Source organism: Streptomyces sp. NPDC059003 (assembly GCF_042740445.1).
Taxonomy (GTDB): Bacteria; Actinomycetota; Actinomycetes; order Streptomycetales; family Streptomycetaceae; genus Streptomyces.
The window spans coordinates 51641-68708 of the sequence record NZ_JBHYJH010000021.1 but is presented as its reverse complement, the minus strand read 5'-3'; the positions used below and the strand labels follow the sequence as shown (position 1 = coordinate 68708).

General features: G+C 71.4%; 14 protein-coding genes. 3 read left to right on the top strand and 11 right to left on the bottom strand.

Annotated elements, in window-relative coordinates:
* The first annotated feature begins 314 nt into the window (after positions 1-314).
* Together ACFWZ5_RS11510 and ACFWZ5_RS11505 are read left to right on the top strand one after the other, a co-directional pair.
* Positions 315-1820, top strand: a complete 1506-nt coding sequence (locus ACFWZ5_RS11510) for an AlkA N-terminal domain-containing protein (RefSeq protein WP_384802311.1) — start codon at positions 315-317, stop codon at positions 1818-1820.
* A gap of 25 nt (positions 1821-1845) precedes the next feature.
* Positions 1846-2331, top strand: coding sequence for a methylated-DNA--[protein]-cysteine S-methyltransferase (locus ACFWZ5_RS11505; protein WP_384802314.1), 486 nt, complete (start codon positions 1846-1848; stop codon positions 2329-2331).
* 30 nt (positions 2332-2361) lie between these two features.
* Here ACFWZ5_RS11505 and ACFWZ5_RS11500 read toward each other — a convergent pair whose 3' ends face one another.
* Both ACFWZ5_RS11500 and ACFWZ5_RS11495 read right to left on the bottom strand, forming a co-directional pair.
* Positions 2362-2856, bottom strand: a complete 495-nt coding sequence (locus ACFWZ5_RS11500; protein WP_384802302.1) for an NUDIX domain-containing protein — start codon at positions 2854-2856, stop codon at positions 2362-2364.
* A gap of 23 nt (positions 2857-2879) precedes the next feature.
* On the bottom strand, positions 2880-3965 hold the full coding sequence (locus ACFWZ5_RS11495) for an ADP-ribosylglycohydrolase family protein (RefSeq protein WP_384802305.1): 1086 nt from the start codon (positions 3963-3965) through the stop codon (positions 2880-2882).
* 329 nt (positions 3966-4294) lie between these two features.
* On the opposite strand from ACFWZ5_RS11495, the gene ACFWZ5_RS11490 reads away from it, so the two are divergent.
* Positions 4295-5416: a glycerate kinase gene (locus ACFWZ5_RS11490; RefSeq protein WP_384802308.1), complete on the top strand. Its 1122-nt coding sequence runs from the start codon at positions 4295-4297 to the stop codon at positions 5414-5416.
* 109 nt (positions 5417-5525) lie between these two features.
* Here ACFWZ5_RS11490 and pssA read toward each other — a convergent pair whose 3' ends face one another.
* The 9 genes from pssA to ACFWZ5_RS11445 form a co-directional block, all read right to left on the bottom strand.
* Positions 5526-6389, bottom strand: coding sequence for a CDP-diacylglycerol--serine O-phosphatidyltransferase (gene pssA / locus ACFWZ5_RS11485; RefSeq protein WP_384804941.1), 864 nt, complete (start codon positions 6387-6389; stop codon positions 5526-5528).
* Positions 6376-7032, bottom strand: coding sequence for a phosphatidylserine decarboxylase (locus ACFWZ5_RS11480; protein WP_384804943.1), 657 nt, complete (start codon positions 7030-7032; stop codon positions 6376-6378). Before ACFWZ5_RS11480 ends, pssA begins: the two co-directional genes overlap by 14 nt.
* 182 nt (positions 7033-7214) lie before the next feature.
* Positions 7215-8420 carry an acyl-CoA dehydrogenase family protein gene (locus tag ACFWZ5_RS11475; protein ID WP_384804945.1) on the bottom strand — a complete coding sequence of 402 codons (1206 nt, stop codon included), beginning with the start codon at positions 8418-8420 and terminating at the stop codon, positions 7215-7217.
* A 7-nt stretch (positions 8421-8427) separates the two neighbouring features.
* On the bottom strand, positions 8428-8940 hold the full coding sequence (locus ACFWZ5_RS11470) for a MaoC family dehydratase (RefSeq protein ID WP_384804947.1): 513 nt from the start codon (positions 8938-8940) through the stop codon (positions 8428-8430).
* A gap of 5 nt (positions 8941-8945) precedes the next feature.
* On the bottom strand, positions 8946-9920 hold the full coding sequence (locus tag ACFWZ5_RS11465; protein ID WP_384804949.1) for an HpcH/HpaI aldolase/citrate lyase family protein: 975 nt from the start codon (positions 9918-9920) through the stop codon (positions 8946-8948).
* A complete protein-coding gene (locus tag ACFWZ5_RS11460; RefSeq protein WP_384804951.1) occupies positions 9917-11968 on the bottom strand; it encodes a protein meaA in 2052 nt (683 codons plus the stop codon). The genes ACFWZ5_RS11465 and ACFWZ5_RS11460 overlap by 4 nt, the downstream gene beginning before the upstream one ends.
* A gap of 12 nt (positions 11969-11980) precedes the next feature.
* The gene (ccrA, locus tag ACFWZ5_RS11455) at positions 11981-13318 is read right to left on the bottom strand and encodes a crotonyl-CoA carboxylase/reductase (protein WP_384804953.1); all 1338 of its coding nucleotides are present in this window, start codon (positions 13316-13318) and stop codon (positions 11981-11983) included.
* A 692-nt stretch (positions 13319-14010) separates the two neighbouring features.
* Entirely contained in the window at positions 14011-14841 is an 831-nt protein-coding gene (locus ACFWZ5_RS11450; RefSeq protein WP_384800399.1) for a TetR family transcriptional regulator, read from the bottom strand.
* 118 nt (positions 14842-14959) lie between these two features.
* Positions 14960-16777 (bottom strand): 3-hydroxyacyl-CoA dehydrogenase family protein, encoded by a 1818-nt coding sequence (locus ACFWZ5_RS11445; RefSeq protein WP_384800402.1) that lies wholly within the window; start codon positions 16775-16777, stop codon positions 14960-14962.
* Positions 16778-17068 lie beyond the last annotated feature (291 nt).

The window sequence follows — 17068 nt, the reverse complement described above, 5'->3', positions numbered from 1 at the left end:
AACCCAAGGCGCATGCCGCGCCCAAGGCGTCCCGCGCGTCCCAGCCGCGTACCGCGCGCAAGTCCCAGCCCGCTTCCGCGCCTCACCCCGCACCCGACTCCGGGCCCGCGTTCGAGCCGAGCGCCGCATCCCGGCCGCGCCCCGCCTCCAAGTCCCGGCCCGCACCTGACCCTCAGCCCGCACCAGACCCCGCACCCGAACCCGAACCCGCCCCCACCTGCGACCCCACCCCCACCGCCCACAGCACCCCCACCGCCCACAGCACCCCCACCGCCCACAGCACCCCCACCCCCCAACCAGCCGCGCCCGCAGGGATGTACGGGGACTTCGAGCGCTGTGTGCGGGCCGTGCAGTCCAAGGACGCGCGGTTCGACGGATGGTTCTTCACCGCCGTCCTGACGACCCGCATCTACTGTCGGCCCAGTTGCCCGGTCGTGCCGCCGAAGCCCGAGAACATGAGCTTCTACCCGAGCGCGGCCGCCTGCCAGCAGGCCGGATTCCGGGCCTGCAAGCGCTGCCGCCCGGACTGCAGTCCCGGCTCGCCGGAGTGGAACCAGCGGGCCGACGCCGTCGCCCGCGCCATGCGGCTCATCGGGGACGGCGTCGTCGACCGTGAGGGCGTACCCGGCCTCGCCGCCCGCCTCGGCTACAGCACCCGCCAGGTCGAGCGCCAGCTGCTCGCCGAGCTCGGCGCCGGACCGCTGGCGCTCGCCCGCGCCCAGCGCGCGCAGACCGCGCGGCTGCTCATCGAGACGACCGCGCTGCCCATGGCGCAGATCGCCTTCGCGGCGGGCTTCTCCTCGATCCGCACGTTCAACGACACGGTGCGCGAGGTCTTCGCGCTCGCCCCCGGCGAGCTGCGCACCCGCGCCGCCAAGCGGGGCACGGCGGCCACCACCGGGGCCGGGGCGGCACCGGCCCCGGACGGCACGCCCGCCACGATCACCCTGCGGCTGCCCTTCCGCGCCCCGCTCAACCCCGACAACCTCTTCGGCCACCTCATCGCCACCGCCGTCCCGGGAGTCGAGGAGTGGCGCGACGGCGCGTACCGCCGCACGCTGCGGCTGCCGTACGGGCACGGCATCGTGGCCCTCACCCCGCACCCCGACCACATCGGCTGCCGCCTCACGCTCACCGACCCGCGCGACCTGACCATCGCCATCAGCCGCTGCCGGCGCATGCTCGACCTGGACGCCGACCCCGTCGCCGTCGACGGCCAGCTGCGCGCCGACCCGCTGCTCGCGCCGCTCGTCGACAAGGCGCCGGGGCGGCGGGTGCCGCGCACCGTGGACGAGGCCGAGTTCGCCGTCCGGGCGGTCCTGGGGCAGCAGGTGTCCACGGCCGCCGCCCGTACGCACGCAGCCCGCCTCGTCACCGCCCACGGCGAGCCGGTCGACGACCCGGAGGGCGGCCTGACCCACCTGTTCCCCGCGCCGGAGGCCCTCGCCGCGCTCGACCCGGAGTCCCTCGCGCTGCCCCGCAGCCGCCGCACCACCCTCACGACGCTCGTACGCCACCTCGCCGACGGCACGCTCCGGCTCGGCGTCGAGAACGACTGGGAGCGGGCCCGCGCCCAGCTCGCCGCACTGCCGGGCTTCGGCCCCTGGACGACGGAGGTCATCGCGATGCGGGCGCTCGGCGACCCGGACGCGTTCCTGCCGTCCGACCTCGGCATCCGGCGGGCCGCCCAGGGGCTCGGCCTGCCGCACACGCCCGCCGCGCTGACCGCCCGCGCGGCGGCCTGGCGCCCGTGGCGCGCGTACGCCGTCCAGTACCTGTGGGCCACCGACGACCACGCCATCAACCACATCCCCCAGTGACCCGACCGACCGGGACGTGATCACCATGCACCGCACGCACACCGTCATCGACAGCCCCTACGGGCCGCTCACGCTCGTCGCGACCGACGGCACCCTCAGCGGCCTGTACATGACCGAGCAGCGCCACCGCCCCGCCGACGAGACCTTCGGCGACCGCGACCCGGACGCCTTCGGCGAGGCGACCGCCCAGCTCGCCGCCTACTTCGCCGGTGAGCTCAGGGAGTTCGACCTGCCGCTGAGCCTGGACGGCACGCCGTTCCAGCGCTCGGTCTGGCAGCAGCTCCTGAAGATCCCGTACGGGCAGACCCGTACGTACGGTCAACTGGCCGACGCCCTGGGCAACCCCGCCGCGTCGCGCGCCGTCGGCCTCGCCAACGGCAAGAACCCCATCGGCGTCATCGTCCCCTGCCACCGCGTCGTCGGCGCGAACGGCAGCCTCACCGGATACGGCGGCGGCCTCGACCGCAAGCGCCGCCTCCTGGAGTTCGAGAGCGGCACGGCACTGTTCTAGGGCTCCGGTCAGCCGTCTCCAGGCCCCCGGTCAGCCGACCGGGTGGCCGTCCTCCAGCTCCACCGCGCCCGTGCCCGCCTCCAGCGCGTCGAGCGCGGCGAGCACCCGGCGCGCGAGCGGCTCCGACAGATACGACGGCAGCTCCTCGCGGGCCACCAGGCGCCACGACAACAGCTCCTCCTCCTGGAGCCGGATCGCCTTGAACCGCTCGTCGGCGAGCACCCCGCCGTCGTACAGATACGCCACCAGCGGAGGCCGCCGGTCCGTCCCCGGCACCCAGTCGACCGCGAGCAGCCGGCCGAGCTCGACGTCCAGGCCGACCTCCTCGGCGGTCTCGCGGAGCGCCCCCTGCCGGGGCGTCTCCCCGTCGTCCGACTCGACGGTCCCGCCCGGAAGCGCCCACCCCTCGCGGTAGTTGGGCTCGACGAGGAGCAGGCGCCCCGCGGCGTCGCGGAGGAGCGCGGCGGCGCCGACGAGGACGCGGGGGAGGCCCGCGATGTAGGTGGCGTAGTCGAGAGTGGTCACGAAGGGAAGGGTAGCCGCGGCGATCACTCGCTGGCGAAAGCGGATGTTTCGGCCAATTCGGTTGTATGGGCCGCGAGTTCACTGATGCGCGTCCCGTCGTACCCGAACACCGCGCTCCTGACCCGGTCCTCCAGCGGCTCGCGCCACTGCGCGGGCACCGCCGCGGCGCCGCACAGCACGCCCGCGACCGATCCGGCGGTCGCGCCGTTCGAGTCCGTGTCCAGGCCGCCGCGCACCGTCAGGGCGATCGTCCGCGTGAAGTCCCCGTCGCCGTACAGCAGCCCCGCCGTGATGACGGCGGCGTTCGGCACGGCGTGGATCCAGCCGAGCCCGGCCGTCTCCCGCTCCAGGGTGGCGAGGGTCTCCGCCCAGCCCAGACGGGCCTCGTGCAGGGCCATGACCCGGCGCACCGTGCGCGCGAAGCGGCTGCTCGCCGGGATCACGGCGAGCGCGCGGTCCAGGGCGTCCCGCGGCCCCGGCGCGGTGAACGCGGCCGCGATCAGCGCCGCCGCCCACATGGCCGCGTACACGCCGTTGCCGGTGTGCGAGAGCGCCGCGTCGCGGCGGGCGAGCCCCGCGGCCCTGCGCGGGTCGCCGGGGCAGGTCCAGCCGAAGACGTCGGCGCGGATGAGGGCGCCGATCCACTCCTGGTACGGATTGTCGTACGTAGCCGTGAGAGGCGGCTTGAGGCCGTTCGCGAGATTGCGGTACGCGGCGCGCTCCGCCGTGAACGTCTGCAGATAGGGGAGCCGCAGCAGCCACAGCTCGCCCACCTGCTCCGTGGTGAAGCCGAAGCCGTGCGACCGCAGCAGTTCGAGACCGAGGATCGCGTAGTCCACGTCGTCGTCGCGGCAGCTGCCGTGGATCCGGCCGCGCACGCACCTGTGCCACTCGGGGCGCATCTCGAAGCCGGTGGCGCCCGGCGGGGGCGCGGGCAGGTAGTCGGTGAGGGGCAGCGCGTCGGTGAGCCGCAGATAGCGGTCGATGTGCTCACGGGTCCAGTAGTCGCCGCGCTCGACGGGCTTGCCGAGCATGTTGCCCGCGATCCTGCCGAGCCAGCCGCCGTGGACGCGGTCCGCGAGTGTCGAGCCTTGCGACGTCAGCGTCATGGAACCGGTGTACCGAATTCCGGGCCGGAGCGCGCGGTGGTGGGCCGCGCCGGGGGCACGGCGTGGCGGGATCGCGCACCGGGCGTACGGGCCCGCCCCAGGGGCAGCGTCCGTGCCGCCCCTGGTCAGCGCCGATGCCATCGCGCGGCCCCCCTCGATCACCCCTGGGCAGGGGGCCCCTCCTGCGGTTATGGTCGCTGCGGCGCGACTGCCTTGACGCGAGCAAGGCCCGGAAGCAAGGGGAATGCACGGTGGCGGACGCTGGAGTGACGACAGCGCACGACGGGGGAGACGCCGCGGGGACCGGAGGCGGCCGGGACCGTGGACATGTGCTGATCGCCGCGGACAAGTTCAAGGGGTCGCTCACGGCCGTCCAGGTCGCGCAGCGCGTGACGGCGGGCCTGCGCCGGGTCGTGCCGGACCTGCCGGTGCGGGCGCTGCCCGTCGCGGACGGCGGTGACGGCACGGTCGCGGCGGCGGTCGCGGCCGGTTTCGAGCGCCGGGAGGTGCGGGTCACCGGGCCGCTCGGCAGCGAGGTCGTCGCGGCGTTCGCGCTGCGGGACGGCACGGCCGTGGTGGAGATGGCCGAGGCGTCGGGGCTCCAGCTGCTCCCGGAGGGCACGTTCGCGCCGCTCACCGCGACGACGTACGGCACGGGCGAGCTGATCCGCGCCGCCCTGGACGCGGGCGCGCACAGCGTCGTCCTCGGGGTCGGCGGCAGCGCGACGACCGACGGGGGCGCCGGGATGCTGGCCGCGCTCGGCGGGCGGTTCCTGGACGCGGACGGGGCGCCCGTTGCGCCCGGCGGCGGACCGCTGCGGGACCTGGTGACCGCCGACCTGTCCGGGCTCGACCCGCGGCTCGCGGACGTCGGGATCGTCCTCGCGAGCGACGTCGACAACCCGCTGACGGGGCCCAAGGGGGCGCCCGCGGTGTACGGGCCGCAGAAGGGCGCCTCTCCACAGGACGTCGCCACGCTCGACGCGGCGCTCGCCCACTTCGCGCGGGTCCTCGCGGAGTCCGTCGGGCCCCGTGCTGTTGAGTACGCGGACGCGCCGGGCGCCGGGGCCGCGGGCGGCGTCGGCTACGGGGCGCTCGCCGGGCTCGGGGCGTCGTTCCGGCCGGGCATCGAGGTCATGCTGGACGCCCTCGGCTTCGCGCCCGCGCTCGCCGGCGCGCGGCTCGTCATCACCGGTGAGGGGTCCCTGGACGAGCAGACGCTGCACGGCAAGGCCCCCGCGGGGGTGGCGGCGGCCGCACGGGCCGCCGGGATCGACGTCGTCGCGGTCTGCGGCCGCCTGGCCCTCCCGGCGTCGGCCCTGGGCGCGGCGGGCATCCGCCGCGCGTACGCCCTCACGGAGGTCGAGCCCGACGTGACGCGCTGCATGACGGAGGCGGGCCCGATCCTGGAGGAACTGGCGTCCCGCGTGGCCGAGGACTACCTCACCTGAACCAGGGGCGTGGCTGTGGGCAGTCGTCCCGCAGGGCGGCAGGGCAACAAAAAAACCGGGTGGGCCCGAACCAACAGGTTCGGGCCCACCCGGCACCGCACAAGCGCCGCTAGGGCAACTGCGTCGCCCGAGCCTCACGCCGATTGTCCCGGAAGTTGTTCACCCTCCGAGCCGTCGCGAACAGCGGGATCACGGCCCCGAGGACCAGCTGCAGCGCGCAGCCCGTCTGCAGGAGCAGCTGACCACCGGGCGCGTCGAAGGCCCACGCGGCGAGCAGCCCCATGGCCGAGACGATCCACGCCAGCATCGCCACCGCGAGGGGCCCCCGCGGCTTCGGGTACTCGACGCGGCTGACCATCAGCCAGGCCGTGCCGAAGATGGCGAGCAGCGTCGCCACGAAGGGCAGCTCGAGGAGCACGATCGACACGACCGTGAGCGCGCCGAACGGCGACGGCATGCCCTGGAACACACCGTCCCGCAGCGTCACGCACGAGAATCTCGCAAGCCGCAGCACCACCGCCAGGAGCACCACGATCGCCCCGACCGCCGCGACCCGCTGATGGGCGTCGTCGGCGACCATCCCGTACACGAGCACGAAGTACGCGGGCGCGAGCCCGAAACTGATCAGGTCGGAGAGGTTGTCGAGCTCCGCGCCCATCGGGGAGCTGCGCAGCTTGCGCGCCACGAGCCCGTCGAACAGGTCGAAGACCGCCGCGCACAGCATCAGGATCACGGCCGTGGCCGCGCTGTGCCGGGCCATCCCGGACTCGTCACTGCCCGTGAGGTGGGGGATGAGGATGCCGGTGGTGGTGAAGTACACCGCCATGAAACCGCACGTGGCGTTACCGAGCGTGAGGGTGTCCGCTATTGAGAGGCGCAGCGAGAGCGGCATGTCCTCTTCGGTGTCGTCCACCCCGGTCTCGACGGCCTCGGGCACCCAGCCCGCCTGTGTCTCGGGATCAGTCACGGTCAATGCGAGTCACCCCAGCCACGGTCTTCTGACCCACTTCGACGTCCACCTCGACGCCCTCGGGCAGGTAGATGTCGACGCGCGAGCCGAAGCGGATCAGGCCGATCCGTTCGCCCTGCTCCACCTTCGTGCCCTGCGGCACGTACGGCACGATGCGGCGGGCCACCGCGCCCGCGATCTGGATCATCTCGATGTCGCCGAGCTCGGTGTCGAAGTGCCAGACAACGCGCTCGTTGTTCTCGCTCTCCTTGTTGAACGCCGGGACGAAACCGCCCGGGATGTGCTCGACGGACGTCACCGTGCCGGCCAGGGGAGCGCGGTTGACGTGGACGTTCAGCGGGCTCATGAAGATCGCGACGCGGGTGCGCCCGTCCTTCCACGGCATGATGCTCTGGACGACGCCGTCGGCCGGTGAGACGACCCTGCCCTGGGTGATCTCACGCTCGGGGTCGCGGAAGAACCACAGCATGCCCGCAGCGAGCGCGGTGGCGGGCACGGCGAGGGCCGCGGCGCCTTTGGACCGCCGCGCGCGGGCCAGGCTGAGAGCCGCGGTGGCGACGGTCGGCAGGAGCCACGGCGATGCTCCGCGCGCGAGGCGTACGCCGGCCAGGCTGTCGCGAGGTGCAGAGGTTTGGCTGTGGGGCATGGATGACCTTCGTAGCGGATGATGCCGCACTGCATACGGGGGGACGGCGGCTTTCCCGGGATCGTATCGGTTGCGAGCCACAACTGGGCAAGCCAGGAAGCCGAGTCGGCCGCCGGTGCGTGCTGACTGGGTGTGATCTTCTTCTCGATTTGATCTCGAAGAAATCACCCCAAGTCGGACATTCAGCCCTGGAATCGATACTCTTCGAGGAGTCGTCGGCCAATGATCATTTTCTGGATCTCGGCGGTACCTTCACCGATCAGCAGCATCGGTGCCTCTCGGTAGAGACGCTCGATCTCGTACTCCTTCGAGAAGCCGTAGCCACCGTGGATCCTGAACGCGTCCTCTACGACTTCCTTGCAGTATTCGGATGCCAGGTACTTCGCCATCCCTGCTTCGAGGTCGTTTCGCTCCCCGGAATCCTTTTTGCGTGCTGCATTGACCATCATCGCATGGGCGGCCTCGACCTTGGTAGCCATCTCGGCAAGCTTGAACTGAATTGCCTGGTGCTGAGCGATGGGCTTACCAAAAGTGTGGCGTTGCTGGGCATATGAGACACCCAACTCGAAGGCACGCTGCGCGACGCCGCAGCCACGCGCCGCTACGTTCACGCGGCCCACCTCGACACCGTCCATCATTTGGTAAAACCCTCGGCCGGTGGCGCCGCCGAGCACGCGATTGGCCGGAATGCGCAGGCCATCCATGATCAGCTCGGTGGTGTCGACCCCCTTGTAGCCCATCTTCTCGATCTTGCCGGGAATGGTCAGGCCGGGGCGGACCTCGCCGAAGCCGGGCTCCTTCTCCACGAGGAACGTCGTCATCGACTTGTGCGGCGCCGTCCCCTCGGGGTGGCCTTCGTCACTTCTGACGAGCACGGCGACCAGCGTTGACGAGCCTCCGTTCGTCAGCCACATCTTCTGACCGTTGAGGACGTACTCCTCGCCGTCCCTGACCGCCTTCGACGTGATCGCCGACACGTCCGAGCCGAGCCCCGGCTCCGACATGGAGAACGCGCCGCGCACCTCGCCCGTCGCCATGCGTGGCAGGAAGTGGTCCTTCTGCTCCTGCGTGCCGTGCTGCTTGATCATGTACGCCACGATGAAGTGGGTGTTGATGATGCCGGACACCGACATCCAGCCGCGCGCTATCTCCTCCACGCACAGCGCGTACGTCAGGAGGGACTCGCCCAGGCCGCCGTACTCCTCGGGGATCATCAGGCCGAACAGGCCCAACTCCTTGAGGCCGTCCACGATCGCTTGCGGGTACTCGTCGCGGTGCTCGAGCTCCGTCGCGACCGGGATGATCTCTTTGTCGACGAATTCCCTGACGGTGGACAGGATTTCCCGCTGGACGTCGGTGAGCCCGGCGGTCTGGGCGAGTCGGGTCATGTCTGCCTCACTTCTCCTGCTGCTTGAGTTCCGGGCGGCCGGGCTGCTCGCCGCCGCGCTCCTTGATGTACGTCTCCGTGGGCACCATGACCTTGCGCCGGAACACGCACACGAGGGTGCCGTCCTGCTTGTACCCCTTGGTCTCCACATGGACGATGCCGCGGTCGCTCTTGGACCTGGACGGCGTCTTGTCGAGGACCGTCGTCTCGCCGTAGATCGTGTCGCCGTGGAACGTCGGCGCCACGTGCCGGAGCGACTCGATCTCCAGGTTCGCGATCGCCTTGCCGGAGACGTCCGGCACGGACATGCCGAGCAGCAGGGAGTAGACGTAGTTCCCGACCACGACGTTCTTGCCGAAGTCGGTGGTGCTCTCGGCGTAGTTGCTGTCCAGGTGCAGCGGGTGGTGGTTCATGGTGAGCAGACAGAAGAGGTGGTCGTCGTACTCGGTGACCGTCTTGCCGGGCCAGTGCTTGTACACGGCGCCGACTTCGAACTCTTCGTAGGTGCGGCCGAACTGCATGTCCCTTACGCCTCCGGAGCCTCGAACGCCGACGTGCGCCGCATGCCCGCCGCACGGCCCTTCCCGGAGATGACGAGCGCCATCTTCCGGCTCGCCTCGTCGATCATCTCGTCGCCGAGCATCGCCGAGCCCTTCTTGCCGCCCGCCTCGGACGTGTAGTACTCGTACGCGTCCAGGATCAGCTCGGCGTGGTCGTAGTCCTCCTGCGACGGCGAGAACACCTCGTTGGCGGCCTCCACCTGGCCCGGGTGAAGGACCCACTTGCCGTCGAAGCCGAGGGCGGCCGCGCGCTGGGCGACCTCCTTGTAGCCGTCGATGTTCTTGATCTGGAGGAAGGGGCCGTCGATCGCCTGGAGGTCATGGGCGCGGGCGGCCATCAGGATGCGCATCAGGATGTAGTGGTACGCGTCCGCCGGGTAGCCGGGCGGCTGCATGCCCACGACGAGCGACTTCATGTTGATCGACGCCATGAAGTCGGCCGGGCCGAAGATGATCGTCTCAAGACGTGACGAGGCCGCCGCGATCTCGTCAACGTTGATCAGGCCCTTGGCGTTCTCGATCTGCGCCTCGATGCCGATCCGGCCGACCTCGAAGCCCATCGTCTTCTCGATCTGCGTGAGCAGCAGGTCGAGGGCCACGACCTGCTGGGCGTCCTGGACCTTGGGCAGCATGATGCAGTCAAGGTTCGGACCCGCACCCTCGACGACGGTCACGACGTCGCGGTACGTCCACTCGGTCGTCCAGTCGTTGACGCGCACGACCCGGGTCTTGCCCGTCCAGTCGCCCTCGTTGAGGAACTTGACGATCGTGTGCCGCGCCTCCGGCTTGGCGAGCGGCGCGCACGCGTCCTCCAGGTCGAGGAACACCTGGTCGGCGGGGAGGCCCTGGGCCTTCTCCAGGAAGCGGGGGTTGGAACCGGGGACCGCGAGGCACGAGCGGCGCGGGCGGAGCCGGTTCACAGCCGGGGGCTGCTGGGTCATGCGGGGACCTCCAGGGGGTCGAGGTGGTTCGCTGTGCGGATCTCGTCGACGATACGGCCGATGATCTCCGTGATGCCGAAGTCCTTGGGGGTGAACACGGCGGCCACACCCGCCGCCTTCAGGTCGTCGGCGTCGCTGTTGGGAATGATGCCGCCCGCGATCACCGGGATGTCGCCCGCGCCGGCGGCGCGCAGCCGGTGCAGGACGTCCGGCACGAGCTGCGCGTGCGACCCGGACAGGATCGACAGGCCGACGGCGTGCACGTCCTCCGCGAGCGCCGCGTCCACGATCTGCTCGGGCGTGAGCCGGATGCCCTGGTAGACGACCTCGAACCCGGCGTCACGGGCGCGGACCGCGATCTGCTCGGCGCCGTTGGAGTGCCCGTCGAGGCCGGGCTTGCCGACCAGGAAGCGCAGCTTGCCCGTGCCGAGGTCGGCGGCCGTCTTCTCGACCTTGTCGCGCACCACGGCCAGCGGCGTGCCCGCCTCCGCGGTGACGGCGACCGGCGCCCCCGAGACGCCCGTGGGCGCCCGGAACTCGCCGAAGACCTCCCGCAGGGCGCCCGCCCACTCGCCGGTCGTCACACCGGCGCGGGCGCACTCCAGGGTGGCCTCCATCAGGTTGCCGGTCCCGGCCGCGACCTCCTTGAGCCGGTCGAGGGTCTGCTGGACCGTCGGGAAGTGGAACGGGTCGCCGCCGCCCTGCCGGTCGGAGGACTCCTGGCGCGTCGTGCGCCACTCCTTGACCGCCGCCACGACGCGCGCCTCCACCGCCGGGTCGACCGTCATGATCGCCGTGTCCAGGTCGGAGGTGAGCGGGCTCGGCTCCGTCGCCTCGAAGACGTTGACGCCCACGATCTTCTCGTCGCCCGCCTCGATGCGCGCCCTGCGCTCCGCGTGCGAGGCCACGAGCTGCGACTTCAGATAGCCGGACTCGACGGCGGCCATCGCGCCGCCCATCTGCTCGATCCGGTCCATCTCCGCCAGGCACTCCTCGACGAGCGCGTCGACCTTGGCCTCGACGACGTGCGAGCCCGCGAAGATGTCCTCGTACTCCAGCAGGTCCGACTCGTGCGCGAGGACCTGCTGGATGCGCAGCGACCACTGCTGGTCCCAGGGGCGCGGCAGGCCGAGCGCCTCGTTCCAGGCCGGGAGCTGCACGGCCCGCGCGCGGGCGTCCTTCGACAGCGTCACGGCGAGCATCTCCAGGACGATGCGCTGGACGTTGTTCTCCGGCTGCGCCTCGGTCAGGCCGAGCGAGTTGACCTGCACGCCGTAGCGGAACCGCCGCTGCTTGGGGTTGGTCACCCCGTACCGCTCCCGCGTCACCCGGTCCCAGATGCGGCCGAACGCCCGCATCTTGCACATCTCCTCGATGAACCGGACACCCGCGTTCACGAAGAAGGAGATCCGGGCGACGACATCGCCGAACCGCTCCTCGGGCACCTGCCCGGAGTCGCGCACGGCGTCGAGGACGGCGATGGCCGTGCTCATGGCGTACGCGATCTCCTGCACCGGCGTGGCACCGGCCTCCTGGAGGTGGTAGCTGCAGATGTTGATCGGGTTCCACTTGGGGATGTGCGCCACCGTGTACGTGATCATGTCGGTGGTCAGGCGCAGGCTCGGCCCCGGCGGGAACACGTGCGTGCCGCGGGACAGGTACTCCTTGACGATGTCGTTCTGCGTCGTCCCCTGGAGCTGGGTGATGTCGACGCCCTGCTCCTCCGCGACGACCTGGTACAGCGCGAGCAGCCACATGGCGGTCGCGTTGATCGTCATGGAGGTGTTCATCTGCTCCAGCGGGATGTCCTGGAACAGCCGCCGCATGTCCCCGAGGTGGGACACCGGGACCCCCACCCGGCCCACCTCCCCGCGCGCGAGGATGTGGTCCGGGTCGTAGCCGGTCTGCGTCGGCAGGTCGAACGCGACCGAGAGGCCCGTCTGGCCCTTGGCGAGGTTGCGCCGGTACAGCTCGTTCGACGCCTCGGCCGTGGAGTGACCGGCGTAGGTCCGCATGAGCCACGGCCGGTCCTTCTGACGTTCAGTCATCTAGCAGCGCCTTCAGACGTTCCGGAAGCGGTTGATGGCGTCGATGTGCTGGGCGCGCTTCTCCGGGTCGCGCACGCCGAGTCCTTCGGTGGGCGCGAGGGCGAGGACGCCGACCTTGCCCTGGTGGAGGTTGCGGTGCACGTCGTAGGCGGCCTGGCCGGTCTCCTCCAGGGAGTACACCTTGGACAGGGTGGGGTGGATCTTCCCCTTGGCGACGAGCCGGTTGGCCTCCCAGGCCTCGCGGTAGTTGGCGAAGTGCGAGCCGACGATCCGCTTCAGGGACATCCACAGGTAGCGGTTGTCGTACTCGTGCTGGTAGCCGGAGGTGGACGCGCAGGTCACGATGGTCCCGCCCTTGCGCGTGACGTACACCGACGCGCCGAACGTCTCCCGGCCCGGGTGCTCGAAGACGATGTCGACGTCCTCGCCGCCGGTCAGCTCCCGGATCCGCTTGCCGAACCGCTTCCACTCCTTGGGGTCCTGGTGGTGCTCGTCCTTCCAGAACCGGTAGCCCTCGGCGGTGCGGTCGATGATCGCCTCGGCGCCCATCGCGCGGCAGATCTCCGCCTTCTGCGGGCTGCTCACCACACAGATGGGGTTGGCGCCCCCGGCGAGCGCGAACTGCGTGGCGTACGACCCGAGTCCACCGCTCGCGCCCCAGATCAGGACGTTGTCGCCCTGCTTCATGCCGGCGCCGTTGCGGGAGACGAGCTGGCGGTACGCGGTGGAGTTCACGAGCCCCGGAGCGGCCGCCTCCTCCCAGCTCAGATGACCCGGCTTGGGCATCAGCTGGTTGGACTTGACCAGCGCGATCTCCGCGAGGCCGCCGAAGTTGGTCTCGAAGCCCCAGATGCGCTGCTCGGGGTCGAGCATCGTGTCGTTGTGCCCGTCGCTGGACTCCAGCTCCACGGACAGGCAGTGCGCGACGACCTCGTCGCCCGGCTTCCAGGCGTTCACGCCGGGCCCGGTGCGCAGGACGACGCCCGCGAGGTCGGAGCCGATGACGTGGTACGGCAGGTCGTGACGCTTCGTCAACTCGCTGAGCTTGCCGTACCGCTCGAGGAAGCCGAAGGTCGAGAGCGGCTCGAAGATCGACGTCCACACCGAGTTGTAGTTCACGGACGACGCCATGACGGCCACCAGGGCCTCGCCCGGGCCGAGTTCGGGCACCGGCACCTCGTCCAGGTGCAGGGACTTGCGCGGGTCCTTGTCGCGCGTGGCGAGCCCGGTGAACAGCTCCGTCTCGTCCTTGTGCACGGTGATCGCGCGGTACGCGTCGGGCAGCGGCAGCGCGGCGAAGTCGGCGGCCGACGTGTCCGGCGATTGGATCGCGTCCAGGATTTCCTGCATGGGTTGCCTCCGGCGAAGGGCGCCCCGCGGGGAGCGCTCTGAGGGGTACGTCGGGGTGGTCCTTGAAAGCGGGATAGTGCCGTCGGTTCGGCGGAGGTGGTGCGGTGTGCTGGCGGCGCCGTGGTGGGGCGCGGGGTGCCTGTGACGCAGGCGTCCGGGCGCGCGGGCCGTGGCCTTTGGGGACAGCCGGCGTACGGAGGTTCTCCGTGCGCCGGCCGCCCGGACAACATCAACGTATGACACCGCGTGCCAGTCGGCAAGACACTCAGTGCCAACAATTTCTCTCAGTTGTCATCGCGCGGGTTCATCTGAGCGATGATCGATCATTGCAGGTCAGGAGGGGTGCGGGCCGGGTGCCCTCGCGGGGCGCCCCAGTCCCACCCCTTCACCGAAACCAGGGGCTGCCGCCCCTGGCACCCCGCTTCATCGGCGCTTCGCGCCTCGCCCTCAAACGCCGGGCGGGCTGGATATCCCCCGCTCCCGGGAGGGGGCGGGTGGGCGGGGAAAAGCGAGCGCGCAGCGCGAGGCCGGCTCAGCGGTCCGGGGCGGCGGCCACCGGGGTATTTCAGCCCGTCCGGCGTTTGAGGACGAGCGCGGAGCGCGGAGAGAAGGGGGTCCGGGGGCGGAGCCCCTGGAAGAGGGCGGGTGGGTGGGGAAATCAGCCTGCCCGGCGTTTGAGGGCGAGGCGCGGGTCAGGAACGGTCGCGGAGGGCCTTTTCGATCGTGCGCATGACCTCGTCCAGGGGGGCATCCGTGCGGGCGAGGGCGACAAGGACCTCGCCACCGTCGGAGACGGTGGCCGGCGGCCCGCCGGGCGACGCCGCGTCGCGCCCGGCGCCGATGCCGGTGCCGAACGTCCGCCGCACGATCCCGAACGCGTGGTCCAGCTGCCCCTCCACGTCCCCCTGCCCCCCGGCCCGCAGCCACCGCCGCAGCACGTGGTTGTGGGCCGTCACGACGGCGGACGCCGCGACCTCCGCGAGCAGCGGGTCGTCGTTGCCGTGATGGTGGGCGTGCTCGTCGAAGTGGCCGAGGAGATAGCGCGTGAAGAGGCGCTCGTAGCGCGCCACCGAGGCGATCTCGCGCTCGCGCAGCGTCGGGACCTCACGCGTGAGGCGGTACCGCTCCACGGAGACCGAGGGCGACGCCGCGTACATCTTCATGACTTCCTTGATGCCGCGGCACACCGTGTCGAGCGGGTGCTCGTGCGCCGGCGCCGCGTTGAGCACGGCCTCCGCACGGATCAGGGTGTCGTCGTGGTCGGGGAAGATCGCCTCTTCCTTGGAGCGGAAGTGGCGGAAGAACGTGCGCCGGGCGACCCCGGCCGCGGCGGCGATCTCGTCGACCGTCGTCGCCTCGTAGCCCTTGGTCGCGAAGAGCTCCATGGCCGCCGCCGCCAGCTCGCGGCGCATCTTGAGCCGCTGAGCGGCGGCACGGCTGCCCGCGGCGCTCTCCGGAGCGTCGGGCGTAGCGGTCGTACGGGAGGACTTGGCGGCCTTGGACATGCCCTGAACGTACTGCATGTGCGCAGCTGAGTGCGCCCGCGGGACGGGGCTGCCCGACGGATCGAGCAGCCCGCCCCAGTCCGTGCGCCCGGAGTGCACGGCTTCATACGCTCCGGCCGCGGGGTCCGCGTTCCGGTCAGCGCCGGGCATATTCGCGGAAGCCGCGGCCCGTCTTGCGGCCGAGGCAGCCCGCGGCCACCAGGTGTTCGAGCAGCGGCGCGGGCGCCAGGCCCGGCTCGCGGAACTCGCGGTGCAGGACCTTCTCGATGGCGAGCGACACGTCCAGGCCGACGACGTCCAGGAGCTCGAAGGGGCCCATGGGGTAGCCGCCGCCGAGCTTCATCGCCGCGTCAATGTCGTCAAGGGACGCGTAGTGTTCCTGGACCATCTTGATCGCGTTGTTGAGGTACGGGAACAGCAGCGCGTTCACGATGAACCCGGCCCGGTCGCCACAGTCCACCGGGTGCTTCTTGATCGTGGCGCACAGCTCGCGTGCCGTCGCGTGCACCTCGTCCGTGGTCAGCACCGTCCGCACCACCTCGACGAGCTTCATCGCGGGCGCCGGGTTGAAGAAGTGCAGACCGATCACGTCACCGGGGCGCGAGGTGGCGCGGGCGCAGGCGACGACCGGGAGCGATGACGTGGTGGTGGCGAGGACCGCGCCCGGCTTGCAGACCTTGTCGAGCGTCGCGAACAGCTGCTGCTTGACCTCCAGGTCCTCGGCGACCGCCTCCAGGGCGAGGTCGACGTCCGCGAAGGCCTCGTAGGAGCCGCACGGCGTGATCCGGTCGAGGGTCTTCGCGGCCGATTCGGCGGTCATGCGGCCCTTGTCGACGGAGCGCGAAAGCGACTTGGCGACACGGGTCTTGGCCGCGGCCGCCTTCTCCTCGGTGCGGGCGGCGAGCACCACGTCGTACCCGGCCTTCGCGAAGACCTCCGCGATGCCGGACGCCATCGTCCCGGAACCGGCCACGCCGACGGAGCGCACCTCGCGGCCCCGCACCTGCTGTGCCCCCTCGGCCGGGGTCAGCGCGTCGCGCACCACCTCCGCGCTGTCGGGCTCGGCGTACGTGTAGAAGCCGCGGCCCGCCTTGCGCCCGGTCAGGCCCGCCTCGCTGAGCTGCTTGAGGATCGGCGCGGGCGCGTGCAGGCGGTCCTGCGACTCGGCGTACATGGCGTCGAGGACCGTGCGGGCCGTGTCGACGCCGATCAGGTCGAGCAGCGCGAGCGGGCCCATCGGCAGTCCGCAGCCGAGGCGCATCGCGGCGTCGATGTCCTCGCGGCTCGCGTACTTGGCCTCGTACATCGCCGCGGCCTGGTTGAGGTAGCCGAAGAGCAGCCCGTCGGCGACGAACCCGGGGCGGTCGCCGACCGAGACGGGCTCCTTGCCGAGCGCGGCGGCGAGGTCGGTGACGGCGGCGACGGCCGCCGGCGCGGTGAGCACGGACGAGACGACCTCGACGAGCTTCATCGCGGGCGCCGGGTTGAAGAAGTGCAGGCCCAACACCCGCTCGGGGCGCGCCGACTCGGCGGCGAGCCGGGTGACGGACAGCGCGTTGGTGCCGGTGGCGAGGATGGTGTCCGGGCGCACGATCCCGTCGAGCTCGCGGAAGATCTGCTGCTTGATCTCGTACGACTCGGGGACGACCTCGATCACCAGGTCGGCGTCCGCCGCGGCGCGCAGGTCGGTGACGGTGCGGAAGCGGGCGAGGGCCTGCGTGCGCTGCCGCGCGGTGAGGCGGTCGCGGCGCACGGCCCGCGCAGTCGAGGCCTCCAGGGCGGCGACGGCGTGGGCGGCGGCCTGCTCGCTGATGTCGATGCCGATGACCTCGCGGCCCGCGACGGCGAGGACTTCGGCGATGCCGGTGCCCATCGTGCCGAGACCGACCACGGCGACCCTGGGCAGCGGAGTCGAGGGGGTGCCGGTGGAGGAGGGCGAGGCGGGAGCGTCCATGCGGGGACTCCAGGAAGTGAGTGACGACTGAAGGGGCGCACGCGCGGGGCGCGCGCAGGGGGCGCACCGACACGCGGACACGCGCGCGTGGCGGCCACGCGGGCGGGCGTGAAGTGGCGTACGGCGCACGGTGGTTGCGCGAAGGGAGGGAGAGCCGACGGGCCCTGTCCCGGGGCCGCGTCGTCCTGCGGTACGTGCGTACCAAACCGACAACACTCGCGACGGCTGCGTCACCAGGCCGTCAGGAGCTGTGAGGAACTGCGTACGGGGAGTGTGCCCCGCTCAGATGAG

Coding starts and splice junctions, on each gene's coding strand:
- ACFWZ5_RS11465 (WP_384804949.1), bottom strand. CDS start 9,920: ATGACCCAGCAGCCCCCGGCTGTGAACCGGCTCCGCCCGCGCCGCTCG.
- ACFWZ5_RS11470 (WP_384804947.1), bottom strand. CDS start 8,940: ATGCAGTTCGGCCGCACCTACGAAGAGTTCGAAGTCGGCGCCGTGTAC.
- ACFWZ5_RS11495 (WP_384802305.1), bottom strand. CDS start 3,965: ATGACGCTGACGTCGCAAGGCTCGACACTCGCGGACCGCGTCCACGGC.
- ACFWZ5_RS11480 (WP_384804943.1), bottom strand. CDS start 7,032: ATGCCCCACAGCCAAACCTCTGCACCTCGCGACAGCCTGGCCGGCGTA.
- ACFWZ5_RS11460 (WP_384804951.1), bottom strand. CDS start 11,968: ATGACTGAACGTCAGAAGGACCGGCCGTGGCTCATGCGGACCTACGCC.
- ACFWZ5_RS11475 (WP_384804945.1), bottom strand. CDS start 8,420: ATGACCCGACTCGCCCAGACCGCCGGGCTCACCGACGTCCAGCGGGAA.
- ACFWZ5_RS11445 (WP_384800402.1), bottom strand. CDS start 16,777: ATGGACGCTCCCGCCTCGCCCTCCTCCACCGGCACCCCCTCGACTCCG.
- ccrA (WP_384804953.1), bottom strand. CDS start 13,318: ATGCAGGAAATCCTGGACGCGATCCAATCGCCGGACACGTCGGCCGCC.
- ACFWZ5_RS11505 (WP_384802314.1), top strand. CDS start 1,846: ATGCACCGCACGCACACCGTCATCGACAGCCCCTACGGGCCGCTCACG.
- ACFWZ5_RS11450 (WP_384800399.1), bottom strand. CDS start 14,841: ATGCAGTACGTTCAGGGCATGTCCAAGGCCGCCAAGTCCTCCCGTACG.
- ACFWZ5_RS11510 (WP_384802311.1), top strand. CDS start 315: ATGTACGGGGACTTCGAGCGCTGTGTGCGGGCCGTGCAGTCCAAGGAC.